At 73.3% G+C, this 15,366-nt stretch carries 17 protein-coding genes; 6 read left to right on the top strand and 11 right to left on the bottom strand.

Going from position 1 to position 15,366, the window contains the following annotated elements:
• Positions 1–67: 67 nt before the first annotated feature.
• The gene (locus tag ACQP10_RS36965; protein WP_399498571.1) at positions 68–754 is read left to right on the top strand and encodes a response regulator transcription factor; all 687 of its coding nucleotides are present in this window, start codon (positions 68–70) and stop codon (positions 752–754) included.
• Between the two features lie 114 nt (positions 755–868).
• Here ACQP10_RS36965 and ACQP10_RS36960 read toward each other — a convergent pair whose 3' ends face one another.
• On the bottom strand, positions 869–1,537 hold the full coding sequence (locus tag ACQP10_RS36960; protein ID WP_346018417.1) for a class I SAM-dependent methyltransferase: 669 nt from the start codon (positions 1,535–1,537) through the stop codon (positions 869–871).
• A 273-nt stretch (positions 1,538–1,810) separates the two neighbouring features.
• Between ACQP10_RS36960 and ACQP10_RS36955 the strand changes: the two genes are divergently transcribed.
• Positions 1,811–2,926, top strand: coding sequence for an alpha/beta hydrolase family protein (locus ACQP10_RS36955; protein ID WP_346018418.1), 1,116 nt, complete (start codon positions 1,811–1,813; stop codon positions 2,924–2,926).
• 88 nt (positions 2,927–3,014) lie between these two features.
• Here the strand turns inward: ACQP10_RS36955 and ACQP10_RS36950 are convergent, their stop codons facing one another.
• A complete protein-coding gene (locus ACQP10_RS36950; RefSeq protein WP_433540582.1) occupies positions 3,015–3,152 on the bottom strand; it encodes a hypothetical protein in 138 nt (45 codons plus the stop codon).
• A 176-nt stretch (positions 3,153–3,328) separates the two neighbouring features.
• Positions 3,329–4,123, bottom strand: coding sequence for an SDR family oxidoreductase (locus ACQP10_RS36945; RefSeq protein ID WP_346018420.1), 795 nt, complete (start codon positions 4,121–4,123; stop codon positions 3,329–3,331).
• A 104-nt stretch (positions 4,124–4,227) separates the two neighbouring features.
• Here ACQP10_RS36945 and sigJ point away from each other — a divergent pair, with 104 nt between their 5' ends.
• Entirely contained in the window at positions 4,228–5,112 is an 885-nt protein-coding gene (sigJ, locus tag ACQP10_RS36940; protein ID WP_433540581.1) for an RNA polymerase sigma factor SigJ, read from the top strand.
• Between the two features lie 95 nt (positions 5,113–5,207).
• On the opposite strand, the gene ACQP10_RS36935 is transcribed toward sigJ, so the two are convergent.
• A complete protein-coding gene (locus ACQP10_RS36935) occupies positions 5,208–5,984 on the bottom strand; it encodes a class I SAM-dependent methyltransferase (RefSeq protein ID WP_433540580.1) in 777 nt (258 codons plus the stop codon).
• Between the two features lie 176 nt (positions 5,985–6,160).
• On the opposite strand from ACQP10_RS36935, the gene ACQP10_RS36930 reads away from it, so the two are divergent.
• Positions 6,161–6,670, top strand: coding sequence for a COG4315 family predicted lipoprotein (locus ACQP10_RS36930; RefSeq protein ID WP_346018423.1), 510 nt, complete (start codon positions 6,161–6,163; stop codon positions 6,668–6,670).
• A 66-nt stretch (positions 6,671–6,736) separates the two neighbouring features.
• Here the strand turns inward: ACQP10_RS36930 and ACQP10_RS36925 are convergent, their stop codons facing one another.
• From ACQP10_RS36925 to ACQP10_RS36895, 7 genes are all read right to left on the bottom strand, one after another.
• Positions 6,737–7,330: a TIGR03086 family metal-binding protein gene (locus ACQP10_RS36925; protein WP_433540579.1), complete on the bottom strand. Its 594-nt coding sequence runs from the start codon at positions 7,328–7,330 to the stop codon at positions 6,737–6,739.
• A gap of 127 nt (positions 7,331–7,457) precedes the next feature.
• The gene (locus ACQP10_RS36920; RefSeq protein ID WP_346018425.1) at positions 7,458–8,627 is read right to left on the bottom strand and encodes a C45 family peptidase; all 1,170 of its coding nucleotides are present in this window, start codon (positions 8,625–8,627) and stop codon (positions 7,458–7,460) included.
• Positions 8,624–9,496 carry an ABC transporter ATP-binding protein gene (locus ACQP10_RS36915; protein WP_346018426.1) on the bottom strand — a complete coding sequence of 291 codons (873 nt, stop codon included), beginning with the start codon at positions 9,494–9,496 and terminating at the stop codon, positions 8,624–8,626. The genes ACQP10_RS36920 and ACQP10_RS36915 overlap by 4 nt, the downstream gene beginning before the upstream one ends.
• Positions 9,493–10,494, bottom strand: coding sequence for an ABC transporter ATP-binding protein (locus ACQP10_RS36910; RefSeq protein ID WP_346018427.1), 1,002 nt, complete (start codon positions 10,492–10,494; stop codon positions 9,493–9,495). The genes ACQP10_RS36915 and ACQP10_RS36910 overlap by 4 nt, the downstream gene beginning before the upstream one ends.
• Positions 10,491–11,381, bottom strand: coding sequence for an ABC transporter permease (locus ACQP10_RS36905; RefSeq protein WP_179821932.1), 891 nt, complete (start codon positions 11,379–11,381; stop codon positions 10,491–10,493). The genes ACQP10_RS36910 and ACQP10_RS36905 overlap by 4 nt, the downstream gene beginning before the upstream one ends.
• Complete coding sequence (locus tag ACQP10_RS36900; protein ID WP_312873336.1) at positions 11,378–12,325, bottom strand: ABC transporter permease; 948 nt, start codon at positions 12,323–12,325, stop codon at positions 11,378–11,380. Before ACQP10_RS36900 ends, ACQP10_RS36905 begins: the two co-directional genes overlap by 4 nt.
• Positions 12,326–12,380: 55 nt before the next feature.
• Complete coding sequence (locus tag ACQP10_RS36895; RefSeq protein ID WP_390002676.1) at positions 12,381–14,027, bottom strand: ABC transporter substrate-binding protein; 1,647 nt, start codon at positions 14,025–14,027, stop codon at positions 12,381–12,383.
• A 188-nt stretch (positions 14,028–14,215) separates the two neighbouring features.
• Here ACQP10_RS36895 and ACQP10_RS36890 point away from each other — a divergent pair, with 188 nt between their 5' ends.
• Together ACQP10_RS36890 and ACQP10_RS36885 are read left to right on the top strand one after the other, a co-directional pair.
• Positions 14,216–15,064: a LacI family DNA-binding transcriptional regulator gene (locus tag ACQP10_RS36890; protein ID WP_433540578.1), complete on the top strand. Its 849-nt coding sequence runs from the start codon at positions 14,216–14,218 to the stop codon at positions 15,062–15,064.
• Entirely contained in the window at positions 15,010–15,252 is a 243-nt protein-coding gene (locus ACQP10_RS36885; protein WP_433540577.1) for a substrate-binding domain-containing protein, read from the top strand. The genes ACQP10_RS36890 and ACQP10_RS36885 overlap by 55 nt, the downstream gene beginning before the upstream one ends.
• Positions 15,253–15,366 lie beyond the last annotated feature (114 nt).

The raw sequence follows: 15,366 nt of genomic DNA, 5'->3' as shown, positions 1-15,366 counted from the left end.
GGGTCCGCCCGCGAGTGGGGCCGCGGGTCCGCCCGCGAGCAGGTCCGCGAGTGCGTCCGCGGGTGAGGTGGCGAGTGCGTCCCTCGGTGGGCCCGGGAGCGCGTCCGCCGCGATCCGGGTGCTCATCGTCGACGACGACGCGCTCGTCCGCGCCGGGCTGACGCTGATGCTCAGGGGCACGCCCGCCCTCCAGGTGGTGGGTGCGGTGGCCGACGGCGCGCAGGTCCAGGCCGCGGTCGGTGAGTACTCCCCCGACGTGGTGCTGATGGACATCCGGATGGCCGGCATCGATGGCATCGACGCGACCCGCAGGTTGCGTGCTCGTCAGAACGCGCCGGAGGTCATCATCCTGACCACGTTCGACGCCGACGAGTACGTCTTCCGGGCGCTGCGCGCGGGAGCCGGCGGGTTCCTGCTGAAGGACACGCCGCCCGAGGGGATCGTCGAGGCGATCCGGCGCGTCGCCGCAGGCGAGCCCAGCCTGTCGCCGAGCGTCACCCGGCGGCTGATCGCCCATCTGCTGCCCGAGGAGGAGGACCGGCGGCGGGCCGACGCCCGGCGGGTGCTGTCGGCGCTCAGCGACCGCGAGCGGGAGGTGGCGCTCGCGGTCGGGCAGGGCAAGACCAATGCCGTCATCGCCGGTGAGCTGCACATGAGCGTGGGAACGGTCAAGGGCTACATCTCCCGCGTTCTCACCAAGGCGGGCCTGGACAACCGCGTCCAGCTGGCCCTGGTCGTCCACGACGCCTCATAGACAGCGGCCGGTCCCGGTCTCTCGCCCGTGGCGGAGGCGGAGAGACGGGTCTCTTCCCGATCGGCGTGAGACATCGGCGGCCACGTACGACAACACCGTCTTTCGCCGGCGGCCCTATCCGGCGAACTCCGGGCGGGCGATCACGACATACCTCTCGTCGTCGATCGGCTTGCCCCACAGCGCCGGATCGGTGAGCTGCTCGACGTGGACGATGCGGGCCCGCTGCTCCAGCGTCTCGATCAGCCGCGCGGCGGGGACGCCGCCGAGCCAGGGCAGCGGCGGGGAGTCGGGCACGTAGGGGTCTTCGCCGCCCGGGGCGTTCCAGCGGCCCTCCACGAGGATGAGCCGCCCCCCGGGGCTGAGCAGGCCGAGCCAGCGGTCGAGGGCCTCCCGCGGGTCGGGAAGCGTCCAGACGAGGTGCCGGACGAGGATCACATCGAAGGTGTCGTAGGCGGCGACGGGCGGATTGCCCGCGTCGCCGACCATGAAGGGCACGTCGAAGCCCGCCGCGGACAGCTTGCGCCCGGCCTGCTCGATCATCCGGGGTGACAGGTCGACCCCGGTGGGACGGTGCCCGAGTTCGGCGAGCAGCAGGGTCAGCGAACCGGTGCCGCAGCCCAGATCCAGGACATCGGCGGGGTCGCCGGGAAGCCATTCGGCGAGTCGTCGCGTCCACGCGGCACGCACCTGCCGATCCCGGAGGCCGTGGTCGGCTTCGTCGTCGAAGGCGTCCGCCACGGTGTCCCAGAAGGCGGCGATGGGTGCGAGGTCTGACGTCGGCATGGGGAGACCCTCGCAGGCGTCACCGACAAAATCGGGAGTCCGGCCGGGCGGACAGCCGGGGTTCCGGCGATGGAAGCGGGCCGGCATCCGGACCGCGTAAGCGGAGCGCCGGCACGGCGATCCACGATCCGGAGCATGTGATCTCAAAAGGTATACGCCGTTAACCTTCTTGTGTACGTTGTATACGTAGGCGTCGCGGAATCGGAAGGCACGCCGGGCCGGGCGAGCTCGTCTTCAGAGAGCTGTGCGAACGGGACGTACGGAGGGTTGTCAATGGCCTCAGTGCTCAGGAAGGCCCTGGTCATCGTGCTGGTGCTGGTGGTGGGCGCGGTCGCTTTCGGTGCCTGGTTCGGCAGCGAAGCCGGCGTGAAGGTCGTTCACTACGGCGAGAGCAACACCCGCGTACTCGCCGTGGGGGATGGAACGGTCACACTGACCGAAACGCACGAGACGATCAAACCCGGCACCTATTGGCTGGGATGGACGGGCGCGTACACCATGCTGGGCGGCATCGTGACGCGGTCGCCGGGAAAGGTCACGCGTCAGGTGCTGCGCGGGTCCATTCCCTCTCAGGGGACACCGGGATACTTCGGCAATGTCCCACCGGGTGATCCCAAAGTGGCCTGGGGCATCGACTTCTCCGAGATCATGATCCCGACCGAGCTGGGACCCGCCCCCGCCTGGTACGTACCCGGCAGAGGCACCACGTGGTTCGTGGCCGTGCACGGGCAGAACGGGCGGCGCAAGGCCGAACTCAAGGTCCTTCCGGTGGTGCACGACCTCGGACTGCCTTTCCTGGACATCAGCTACCGCAACGACGAAGGCGCGCCGGCCTCCCCCGACGGGCTGCTCCACCTGGGCGACTCGGAGTGGCGTGACCTGGAGGCCGCACTGCGCGAGGCGCGGCGGCTGGGGGCCAGGCGGTTCGTGCTGTACGGAACGTCGATGGGCGGACAGATCATCGGGCAGCTTCTGGCCAGGTCCGAACTGGCCGGTCTGGTCAACAAAGTGATCATGGACGCGCCGATGATCGACGTACGGATGACGGCCGAGCAGGGTGCGTGGAACCACCACCTGCCCGCGTTCGTCGCCTCGCTGTCGAACCAGGTCGTCCGGTGGAGGACCGGCGTGGAGGTGGACCGGCTCAGTCTCATCCGCCACCCGCCGAAGGTCAGGCCGCCGCTGCTGTTGATCCACACCACTCCGGACACCGATCATCCGATCGAGGAGGCCCGCGGCCTGGTGGCCACGGGCCGGCGACTGGGCTGGAACATCACCTTCGAAGAGTTCGCGCGGGGCGAGCACACCGAGGCGTGGAACGTCGACCGGGCCCGCTACGACCACGCGGTACGCGCACACCTGGCGGCGGACCGACCCGGCAACGGATGAACGGTCCGGTGCCGACCGGAGGCGATCAGCGCCGTCCGGGCGGCGGCGGCTCCCTGCACGCCGACCCGGTGACCCCCCCGGGCCGACACTAGGACCGCGCGTGTTCGTGGTCGGTGAGGACCTCGCCGATCGTGTGCCGGGCGAGTGCCGCGAACGCCGGGTTCGTGTCCCGGTAGTACGGCAGCGCGATGAGCGCGATGGACAGGGCCCGGCCGCGGCCTCCCACGCCGCGGTCGCCGCCCGGGTGTCGATGATCCCGTCCAGCTCCCCGATCGCCGCGCGTGTCGGCCGGTCCAGCAGCGCCAAGGGCCCGCCGCGGTAGGCGGGCGGCCCGTCCGGCAGGTCCATCCGGCGGAATTCCGGCCGTCCGCGAGGGCCCGCAGCCTCGGAGGCGGCCGGACGTCACCGGGCCCGGCCCGCCCGCTCCGCCAGGAACTCCTCCCAGGTGCGGCGGCCGACGGCCCGGTCGAGGGCGAGGTTGGCGCCCTCCCGATAGGCGGCCGCGGCCTTCCCGGGGGTCCTGACCTGCATGATCAGCCGGCGCTTGCCGGTGGCCCGCAGGTAGTCGCGGGCCAGTTCGGCCATGCCGTACACGCGTGGGCCGGCGATGTCGGGCACGAGGCCGGCCGGCTCGCCCAGCGCCAGTTCCACCAGCCGGTCCGCCACCTCGCCCGCGTCGACCGGCTGGAACCGGGCGCCGGCCCACAGCGGCATCACCGGCAGCTTGGCCATCTGCCCCAGCGTCGTCAGGATCCAGTCGTGGAACTGGGTGGCGCGCAGGGTGGTCCACGGCACGCCGGACCCGGCCACGACGCGCTCGGCCTCCCGCTTGGCGGCGAAGTAGCCGAACATGGCGCGGTCCACGCCGCTGACGACCGGGACCCGGTCGGCGCCGACGACCGAGATGTACACGAGGTGCCCGGCGCCGGCCCCGGCCGCCGCCCGAGCCAGGTTCCGGGCCTTGACCTCGTCGCCCTTGGCGCTCCCGGCGCAGTGCACGATGGTCTCGACCCCCTTCAGCGCCGCGTCGAGTCCCTCACCGGTGCTCACGTCGCCGCCCACGTACTCGATGCCGTCCGTGGGCTCGTGGTCGCGGCGGCTCAGTACCCGCACGTCGCGGCCGGCGTTCCGCAGGAGCGGCACGACGAGGCGTCCGAGGGTGCCGGTGCCGCCGGTGACCAGGATGGGTGACGTCATGATCTCTCCACGTTCGTCCGGTCCGGGAGGTGATCTCCCGGTCGTTTCGACCCGTTTTCGGGGGTCTACTGTTGTGACACGCCGCGAGGAAGGAATGTGACACGGTGGACGAGCGCAGCCTGCTGGCCGAGCGTTTCGAGGAACATCGGGCCAGGTTGCGGGGGGTGGCCTACCGGATGCTCGGTTCGGTGAGCGAGGCCGACGACGCGGTCCAGGAGGCGTGGCTGCGCCTCGACCGCGACGGCGCCGACGGCGTGGAGAACCTCGGCGGGTGGCTGACCACCGTGGTGGCGCGGGTGTGCCTGAACGTGCTGCGCTCGCGCGAGCAGCGGCGCGAGGACCCCTTCGAGGCGTACATGCCCGATCCGATCGTCAGCCCGGAGTCCGGGACCGACCCCGAGCGCGAGGCGGTGCTGACCGACTCGGTCGGGCTGGCGCTGCTGGTGGTGCTTGAAACGCTGTCACCGGCCGAGCGGCTCGCGTTCGTGCTGCACGACATGTTCGCCGTGCCGTTCGAGGAGATCGCCCCGGTGATCGAGCGGTCCCCGGCCGCGGCGCGGCAGCTCGCGAGCCGGGCGCGCCGCCGGGTGCGCGGGCAGGCCCCGGTGCCCGACCCCGACCTCGCCCGGCAGCGCGGCGTGGTCGACGCGTTCTTCGCCGCCGCCCGCGACGGCGACTTCGACGCGCTCGTCGCCGTGCTGGACCCGGAGGTCGTGCTGCGGTCCGACGGCGGTACGGCGCGCGCCCGCCACACCGTCACGTTCCGCGGCGCGCGGACCGTGGCCGGGCAGGCGGTCACCTTCAGACGGTTCTCCCCGTTCGTACGGCCCGCGCTGGTCAACGGGACCGCCGGGGTGGTCGTCGCCGCGAACGGGCGGCCGCTGGCCGTCATGGCGTTCACCGTCACCGGCGGGCGGATCGCCGCCATCGACGTGCTGTCCGACCCCGACCGCCTGAACCGGCTCGACCTGCCGCTCCTCGGCGGCTGACCCCCTGGATCTCCAGTGGCGACCGTGAGGTGACGGCGAACTCCGGGGCGCCGCGCTTCTCCAGGGACGCCAGGAGCGTTCCACGAATCGTCGTGTCAGGGTCTGCGGGCGATGAGGACGTCGGTGACGTCCTCCTCCTCCCAGTCCGCCCCGCCCGGGTTCGCCGCGGCCAGCGCCTCGCGCAGCGCCTCGGTGAACGCGGGCAGCCGGTCGCCGAGACGCGCGGGCGAGGAGTAGGAGAACGACAGCTGCAGGCCCACGATGTCCTCGGCGGAGCGGCGGACCACGCGGGTGAAGCACCGGGACTCCATCCGGCGGAACGGCGACTCGCGCAGCACGTCGTCGTGGTGCCGCCCGGTCTGCTCGTAGGACTCGCTGTTCGCCCGCCACTCCAGCCCGAAGTCCCGCCGTACGGCCTGCGCCATCGGCTCCCAGGGGGGTTCCTCCGGGTCGTGGACGGGACCGACGAGGACGACCGCGCCGTGCGCGGGCAGCAGCCGGTCGAGGTCGTCGAGCACCCGCTCGCGGTCCATCCAGTGGAAGGAGCGGCCCATGACGACGTGGTCGATCCGGCCGAGCGGCAGCTCGTCGAGCATCGAGGAGTCGCCTCGCACCCAGCGGATCCCGGGGACGCCGTGCCGGGCGCCCTCGGTGAGCATCTCCTCACTGGGATCGACGGCCACCACCTCGCCGGCCCTGGCTGCGAGGGGGATGGCCAGGGTGCCGGGCCCGCAGCCCAGGTCCAGCACCCGCGACGCGGCGTCGAGGGCCAGCTCGCCGGCGATGTGCTCGACGACCTCTGACCCGTAGTCCGTACGGTGACGCGCGTAGTAGGTGGCGGCACCGGCGAACAACTCAGCCCGGGAGATCATGTCTTCAGGGTAGATGTGCGGGCCGTGCGGGTTGATTGCCGATTGCCGTATCAGCCGGGGAAGCGATGGCGGGGGCGGGTAAAGGCATGGCCAAGCGGTTCGTGTCGCGGAGCCGGATGCGGATGATCACCTGTGTCCTGGCAGGAGTGTCGATCACACTCTCCTGGAGGCCGGAGATGAAGAAAACACTCCCCATCGGCGTGCTCGCTCTCGGGCTGCTCGCGGCCGGCTGCGGCGCGGGCGAGGCGGGGGCGACCGGGCCGGTCGCCGCGGACCAGGTCAAGGCGTCACCCACCCACGTCGGGCCGTCCGTCTCGCCGACCACCCGGTCCCGGGTCGGGCTGGGCGAGACGAGGCTCGGGAAGGTGCTGACGGGCGCCGGGGGCCGCACCCTGTACCTGTTCGAGAAGGACCGGAAGGGCAGGTCCAGGTGCTATGACGACTGTGCCGGGGTGTGGCCGCCGTACCTCACCGGGGACCGGCCGCGGGCCGGGAACGGCGTCAGGGCGTCGCTGCTCGGCACCGTCCGGCGGACGGGCGGCACGAGGCAGGTGACCTACGGGGGCCACCCGCTCTACTACTACGTCAAGGACCATCGGCCCGGTGACGTCACCGGTCACGATGTGGAGAGCTTCGGCGACGAGTGGTACGCCGTCGGCGCGAACGGCAGGAAGGCGGAGGACTGAGGCCGGCCCCGGGACCCCTGACCGCCGGCTCAGGATGTCCCGGGGACTCTTCTGCCGCCCGCGGGCTCAGGCGGTCCAGTCGGGGCGGCGGCCGAGATAGCGCAGCAGGGCGGCGGCGTCGTCGTCATCGTCCCGGGCCTCCAGCGCCGGCGCGTACGCCCCGAAGGCGCGGAGCGGCTCGACGATTCGCCTGGCGACGTCCGTCAGCTCGCGGGCCAGCTCCGGGGTGAGGGGGGAGGGCCGGCCGGTGGCGACGGCGATGTCCCAGGCGTGCACCGCGGCGTCGAGGGCGCAGGCGCCGACGCCGAGCCGGGCGGGCAGCTTGTTGGGCGGGACGGGGACCGGGACCTCCTGCTCGTCCTCGCCGACCGTCGCCCAGGCGTCGGCGGAGGCCCGCATCGCCTCCTCGGCCACCGTCTCGGGGGAGGCGGCGAGCCTGCCGGAGGGCGCGAACGGGTTCTCGGCCGGGCCGGGCCCTCCGGTGATGAACGAGGCGAAGCCGATCTGGTCACCCGCGGCGTGCTGGAGCACCTGGGTGACGTTCCACTCCGCGCACGGGGTGGGCCGGTCCCAGTCCCCGGCGGCGACCCCGCGAACAGCGTCGCGCAGCGCCCGGTGGGCCTCGGCCAGCACGGTCCACATGGTCGCGTTCTCGTTCATCTCGTTTCCCCGCTTCTCGGCTCCGGCCCGGTCGGCGCCGCCTCTCCGGCGCGATCCGTTGTGTCGATCATACCAGAACGGAATACTCCATTCCGCAAATCGGCCGTTCGGATCCGAGCGCCGGAGTTCACCCCGTGGGGACGGCGAGCGTCTCCCACGTCCCAGGCCCCGCCGTGCAGGGGCCGCCGTCGTGCACCTGGAACAGGCCCGCGGCCGGTTCCACCAGCACCGTGGCGAGGGTCGCCCACCGGGTGCCGAGCCGTCCACCGGCCGGGGCGTGGCAGCAGACCTCGGCCCCGTCACCGGGATGGGCGGTGAGCAGGGCTGCGAGGTCGTCGGGGCCGGCGATCCCGTCGCGCCCGCGGACCCGCTCGCCCAGCACGCGCAGCCGGTCGTAGGTCTCCGGCTCCAGCCGCCCGCGGTGCTCCCCGGCGGCCAGCACCGGGTCCTGGAAGTGGTTGGTGCGGACCAGCCAGCCCTCGGCGTCCGGGTGTACCACCGCGGCGCCCGCCGGGCTGACCTCGACCGACGCGGCCCGGCCGGCGGTCACGACCGTCATCACGGTGGAGGCGGAGACCGGGGCGCCGGTGATGACGGCGATCGCCTCGTCGAACGACGCCGCGGAGCCGAGCGCCCTGCGGGCGACGAGGTGGACGGGCACACCGCCCGCGCCGTCGCCGGCGTGGCCGAGGATGTTGAACAGCACGCCCACCCCGGCCTCGTTGAGCCCGATCTTCCCCAGGATGCCGTACTCGGTGATGCCGGTGAACGCCAGCGAGCCGCCGTCCGCCGGGTCGCCCGCCGCGCCGCGGACCGACTGCGCGTGCCAGCCGTCGGCCAGCTCCTCGTGCCAGTCCCAGCTCTGACCGCCCACGGTACGGTTCCCCGCGCCGTTCCCCGCGCCGCTCGCCGTGCCGTCTCCGGCGGAGGTCCCGGAGCGGGAGGCCCCCACGTGGACCACCGTGGAGCACTCGCCCGCGCGGGGCGCGGCGGCCTCCGACAGGATCTCGGTCCGGGCGTTGAGCGCGGCGACGACCCACAGCGGCACGTCCGCGCCCTCGGCCACGCCCTCCATCTCCTCGACGAGGTCCGGCGCCCACGCGCGGGTGGCCGCGACGCTCGCCAGCGCGAGCTCGGGGACGTCGAGCGACCTGCCCCCGGCCGCGGCGGTCGCGTCGAAGAGCTCGGCGTACGTCCGCCAGGTCCGGGCGATCTCGGCGGCGGCCCGGCGGCCCCGCTCCCGGCCGCGGGCGCGGGGGCGGGTCTCCTCCAGCCGCAGGTGCGCGCGGCGGTTCACGCCTCCACCTCCGTGGCGTCGCGGCCGATGGCGCGGACCGGCCGCCATCCCGGCCGGGGCGCGCTGTCGCGCAGCAGCCTGGTGTAGGGGTGCTGCGGATCGTCCAGCACCTGGGTCGTGCTCCCGCCTTCCACGATGCGGCCCTGTCGCATGACGACGACCTCCTCGCTCACCTGTCGTACGACGGACAGGTCATGGGTGATGAACAGATAGGTGAGCCGGCGGTCCCGCCGGATCTCCGACAGCAGGTTCAGGACCTGGGCCTGCACCGACACGTCGAGCGCGGCCACGGCCTCGTCGAGCACGAGGACGCGGGGTTCGGCGGCCAGCGCCCGCGCGATCGCCACCCGCTGCCGCTGGCCGCCGCTCAGCTCGCCGGGCAGGGAGCGGGCGTGCGCGGGGCGCAGGCCGACCTGTTCCAGCAGCTCCTCGACGCGGCGGCGCGCCTCGGCGCCGGTGACCCGGTGGTGGGCCGCCAGCACCTCCGAGATCGCCGACCCGGCGGTGCGGCGGCGGTTCAGCGACCCGTTGGGGTCCTGGAACACCATCTGGATGTCCCGGGCGCGGGCCCGCCGCTCGGCCCGGCGCGGCCGCCGGGCCACCGGACGTCCGGCGAGGACGACCTCCCCGGCGTCCGCGGCCTCCAGCCCGACGAGGATCCGGGCCAGGGTCGACTTGCCCGATCCCGACTCGCCGACCACGGCCAGGCAGCTTCCGTCGGCCACGGTGAGGCTGACGTCGTCGAGGGCGTCGACCGTACGGCGCCCCGAGCCCCGGCCGGTGACGAACCGCTTGCGCAGCCCGCTGATCCGGATGACGTCCCCGCCGGAACCACCCGCGCCGTCCGTGCCCTTCACGTCGTCGTTCACGCCGTCGCCTCCGTCCCCGTCGCGTGGGCCAGCTCGCCGGCCAGTTCCTCCTCGCGCGCGCACCGTACGGCGCGGTCCCCGTCCTGGACGAGCGGGATCTCGCCGTCGGTGCACCCGGGTTCCGACCAGGGGCAGCGGCCGGCGAACGCGCAGCCCCCGCCGACCTCGTAGGCGGCGACCGGCCGCCCCGGGATGACGGGGAGCACCGGGGCCCGCGCGGTGAGGCTGGGCCGGGAGTCCAGCAGCAGGCGCGTGTACGGGTGCCGCGGCGCCGCGTGGAGCCGTTCCGGGGTCGAGATCTCGACGATCTCCCCGGCGTACATCACGGCGATCCGGTCGCACACCGCCGAGGCCAGCTCCAGGTCGTGGGTGACGAAGATCATTGACATTCCGCGTTCGCGCCGCTGCTCGTCGAGGATCGCCATGACCTCCGACTGCGTGGTCACGTCGAGCGCCGTCGTCGGCTCGTCGGCGAGCAGCAGCCGCGGCGAGCCCGCCACGGCGGCGGCGATGACGACCCGCTGGAGCATGCCGCCGGACAGCTGGTGGGGGTAGGAGTTCATGCAGCGGTCCACGTCGGCGATCCCGACCTGCGCGAGCAGGTCGCGGGCCCGGCGGGTGGCCGTCCGCTCGTCATCCCCGCGCGCGTCGCACAGCCCCTCGACGAGGAACCGCGAGACGCGCAGCAGCGGGTTCAGCGCGGCCCGGGGGTCCTGGCTGATCATCGCCAGGGACTCGGCGCGGACCCGGCGCAGCTCCGCCGGGCCGAGGCCGCGCACGTCACGGCCGTCCAGCAGCACCCGGCCGGTGACGTGGGCGCCGCGCGGCTCGGTGCGCAGCACGGTCCGCAGCGTCATCGACTTTCCCGAGCCGGACTCGCCGACCAGGCCGAGCGCCTCGCCGGGCGCCACCGACAGGGAGACGCCGCGCAGCAGCGTCCGGTCCCCGGAGGGATGCGGTACGGCGAGACGGACGTCGTCGAGTTCGAGAACGCTCATGCCCTGCCTCCCGCGGCGCGGCCGCCGAGCCGTTCGCCGATGACGCTGAACGCGGCCACCGCGACGACGATGCACGTGCCCGCGAGCAGGCTCTGCTGCGGGTACCCCTGCAGCAGGGAGTCCTGCCCCTGGGAGACCATCAGTCCCCAGTCGGCGGTCGGCGGCTGGACGCCGAGGCCGAGGAACGACAGCGCGGCCAGGTCGATCATCGCGTAGCCGAAGTTGATGGCGGCGCCGGTCAGGATCTGCGGCGCGATGTTGGGCAGCAGGTGCCGCCCGCTCACCGTGACCCCGGACAGGCCCTGCAGCTCGGCCGCCTGGACGTAGGGGAGCCGCCGTTCCCGCAGCGCGACGCTGCGCAGCACGCGGGCGGTGTAGGGCACGTACGCCATGGCGAGCGCGACCGTGGCCTGCGCCATGCCGGTCCCGAACACCGCGACGACGATGATCGCCAGCAGCAGGTTCGGGAAGGCGAACAGCAGGTCCAGCACCCGGCCGATGAAGGCGTCGACGCGCCCGCCGAACCAGGTGGCGACGAGCGCCAGCAGGGTGCCGCCGACCCCGGCGATCACCACGACCGCGGCGGCGCCGAGCAGGCTGGTCCGCGCGCCGTACAGCAGCCGGGACAGCAGGTCACGGCCCGACTGGTCGGTGCCGAGCAGGTGCTCGGGGCCGGGCGGGAGGTAGCGCTGGACGATGCTGCCGATGTCCGGCTCGTACGGCGCGAGCACCGGCGCGAGCAGCGCGGCCAGCACGAGCAGCGCGGCGACCGCGACCGCGGCGACGCCGAGCGGGCCCAGCCGCCCGGACAGGCCGCCGCCGGGCCGCCGTCGTCCGGCCGGGCCGCCGGGTCGCCGGGCGGGCGGGGCGGAGACTGCGGTTTTCACGCGCTCTCACCTCCAAGCTGGACTCGCGGGTCGATCACCGCGTAGAGGACGTCGATCACGAGGTTGACCACGCCGAACACCGCGACCAGGACGAGTGCGACGGCCTGGACGACGGCGAAGTCCTTCTGCTGCACGGCGTTGATGAGCAGCGCGCCGACGCCGTCGAGGGTGAAGGCGTGCTCGACGACCGTCGCGCCCGCGACGAGCGCGGCGATGTTCACCCCGACGATCGTCGTCACCGGCAGCATGGCGTTGCGGACGATGTGCCGGCGGGCCACCGTACGCCACGGGACGCCGCGGGCCAGCGCGACGGAGACGTGCTCGGTGTCGCGCTCCTCCACCACGGCGGTGCGGGTGATCCTGGCGACCACCGCCGCCGCGGGCAGCGCGAGCGCCACCGCCGGCAGCGTCAGGTGCAGTATCCGGTCGGAGAAGCCGGAGCCGGCCCCGAAGACCGGGAACCAGCCCAGCGTCACGGAGAAGACGCTCATCAGCAGCAGCGCCGCGAAGAAGGTGGGGACCGCGAAGCCCACGCTGGAGCCCAGCAGCACGGCCGTGTCGAGGAGGCCGCCGCGCAGTCCGGCCACCACCCCGGCCACGACGCCGAACACCACGATCAGCAGTGCGGCGTAGGCCGTGAGCCAGACGGTCGTGGGGATGCGCGAGGCCAGCAGTGAGGCGACGTCCTGGCGGGTGGTGAGGGACTCGCCGAGGTCGCCGGTGAGCACGCCGGTCAGCCAGTGCCAGTACCGCAGCAGGAAGGGGTCGTCCAGGCCGTACTGGGCGCGGATCGAGGCGAGGACCTCGGGGCTGACCGTCCGGCCCTGGACGAGGAAGCTCTCGGGGGTGCCGGGCGCGAGGTACATCGCCCCGTAGATGACGAAACTGGAGAACAGGAGGGTGACGGCCAGCGCGCCGAGCCGCCGGATCACGAAGCGTTGCACGAGGACTCCGTTACGGAGGTCCGGGGCGCGTCGCCGCGCCCCGGGCCGGTCGTGGTCAGGCCGCCCCCAGGCTCGCCGCCCAGGGGGAGTAGAGGTAGACGAACGAGGCCGGGACCCCGGTCACCCGCTTGTTGAGGAACAGCTGGACGGCCGGGGCCGCGATCGGGATCCAGGGCGTCTGCTCCATGACCTTCGACTGGATCTCCGTCGTGACCTTGGCGCGCTCGGCGTCGTCGGCGGTGGCCGCGGCCTTCCCGATGAGGTCCTGCACCTGCGGGTCCTCGTAGCCGTTGAAGTTCTGCGAACCGCCCTTGGCCGCGATCGTGCGCAGGAAGGCGAGCGGGTCGGGGATGTCCATGTAGTTCGTCGTCATGAACCCGTCGTATCCGGCGCGCGCCTTGGCGTCGGAGAAGAAGGCGCCGTACTGCGCGCTCGGCACGCCCTTGGGCTGGATGGTGAGGCCGAGCTCGCGGCCGGCGTTGGCGACCTCCGACAGGATGTCGGCGTAGAACTGGCGCTCGCTGGGGTAGGCGATGACGATCGGCGCGCCGCCGGTCTTGCCCGCGACGAGCTTCTTCGCCTCCTCGATGTTCTTCTTGGTGTCCGGCAGGGCGTCGTAGGCGGGCCCGAACACCTCGTCGCCGTAGGACCAGCCGCCGCGCGGCACCAGCGAGCGCGACGCCTGGGCGGTCCCGGCGAACACGGTCTGGGCGATCGCCTCGCGGTCGGTGGCCATGGCCAGCGCGCGCCGTACCGCCGGGTCGCCGAGGAGGCCGTTGCCGGTGCTGATGACGGCGACCATCTGCAGTGACCTGCCGAGGTACAGCTTGCCGTTCTGCGACGCCGACAGCCGGTCCAGCGCGCCGACGGGCACGTCGTAGGACCCGTCGATGGCGCCGGTGTCGAGCGCGCTCGCGATGGCGCCCGGGTCGACGATGAACTGCAGGTCGAGCTGCTTGGTCTTGGCCTTGCGGGCCGCGTCCCAGTAGGCGTCGTTGCGGTCCAGCGTGATCTTGGAGCCCTTCTGCCAGGAGGCGACCTTGAAGGGGCCGGTGCACATGACCGATCCCTCGGGCGTGCCGTACTTGGCGCCGGCCTTCTCCCGCTGGGCCTTCTCGACGATCACGCCGACGGGCGTGACCATGTAGGAGTTGAGCGTGGCGTCGGGCTGCTTCAGCCGGATCGTGACCTCGTGGTCACCGGTCTTCTCGATCGAGTCGATGTTGCCGGTGATCTGGTCGGACGCCCAGTAGCTGCCCTCGTCGGGGTCGAGGTGGCGGCGGAGGCTGAACACCACGTCGTCGGCGGTCATCGGCTCGCCGTCCCAGAAGGTCACGCCCTCGCGCAGGGTGTAGACCCAGGTCTTCGGGTCGGGGTTGGCGACCTTCTCGGCGAGGTTGGGCTTCACCGAGTAGTCGGGGTCGAGCCGCATCAGGCCCTCGCAGAGGTTGGCCACGACCGTGTTCTCGGGGTAGTTGAACGCCTTGATCGGGTCGAGCGACGCGGGCTCGCCGAACGGCAGGTTCCACGTGGCCTTGTCCAGCTCGCCCTTCGCCGCGGGGGTGGTGACGAGCAGGTCGCCGGTCTGCCGCGCGGCCGCCGGGCCGGCGGGGGCGGCCGGGCCGCCGGCCGTTCCGTCGCCGCACGCGGACAGGCCCAGGCCGAGCGTGACGGCGAGGGCCGCCGTCGCACGTATACGCATCCTCAGTCCTCCGGACACTTCAGAAGGGGGTCGGCCCCGAAGCGGGGCGGTGGGTGACCGCTCGTCGCGGGGCAGTGAGTGGCCCCTGCGACGCGATCGGCGGCGGTACCACGCACAAAACGTTTTGGAAAATGGACGGTACCGGAGAAAAACCCCTAGTAAAAGGTTTTGTGTCCTACTCTTTACCTATGTCGAAGGAGGCGCCGCCCCCCGCCGCGCGCGCGACGATCAGAGACGTCGCCCGCGAAGCCGGAGTCTCGGTCACCACGGTCTCCCACGCGCTGAACGGCAAGGGCACGGCTTCGGAGGAGACCCGCCGGAAGGTGCTCGCCGTCGCCGAGCGGCTGGCCTACCGCGCCCACCCCATGGCGCGGGGCCTGCGCCGCGGGCGCACCGGCGTGCTCGGCCTCGACATGCGCCCCCTCGACGCCATCGGCTCCTACATCCCCGAGGGCGTCGACTACTTCGTACGGTTCGCCGGCGCGGCGGCGGTCACCGCGCTCGACCACGGCCTCGGGCTCATGCTGGTGCCCGACCTGACGCGCTCGGACGTCTCCCGGGCCGCCCTGGGCGTGGACGGCTACGTCATCGGCGACCCGACGCGCGACGACCCGGTCCTCACCCGGCTCCTCGACGCGTCCGTGCCGGTCGTCGCGGTGGGCCGCGACCCCGGGCGGCCGGACTTCACCGACTGGGTCGGCACCGACGACTCCCGGGAGACCGAGCGCATGCTCGACCTGCTGCGCTCGCGCGGCGCCCGGCGCGTCGCCTTCCTGGCCGGTACGGACGACAACGCCTGGAACGTCGACGCCGAGCTGGCCTACCGGGAGTGGACCGCGCGCCACGCCATGCCGGCGCGGATACTGCGCGTCCCCGAGGCGGCCGGCGAGGACGGCGGGCGTGACGCCGCCCGGCGGCTGCTCACCGGCGCGGGGAGCGCCCCGACGCCGTCCACTGCCAGACGGGCCGCCACGCGTCGGGCGTGCTGGCCGAGGCGCTGCGGCTCGGTGTGGCCGTGCCGGACGACCTGCTCGTGACGGCCGGGTCGGACGCGCAGCAGACCCGCATCGCCTCTCCCGCGATCACCGCGCTCGACCTCGCGCCGGAGGAGTCGGGCCGGGCGGCCGTCGAGCTGCTCATCGCCCGCCTCAACGGGGAACCGGCCGACGGCCCGGTCGTCATCCCCGCCCGGCTGCACGTCCGCGCCTCGACCGGCCCCGCCTGACCGCCGTCCCCTGACCGCCGTCCCCTGACCGCCGTCCCCGGGTCATCGTGCCGGGCGGTCGCTTCGAGCAGGCTGGAGCGGTCACCGGGGACGGCCGCCGATCACCGCCGGCCG

The sequence above is a fragment of the Streptosporangium sandarakinum genome (genome assembly GCF_050942225.1).
Taxonomy (GTDB): Bacteria; Actinomycetota; Actinomycetes; order Streptosporangiales; family Streptosporangiaceae; genus Streptosporangium; species Streptosporangium nondiastaticum.
This window is presented reverse-complemented; position numbering and strand designations above follow the sequence as displayed.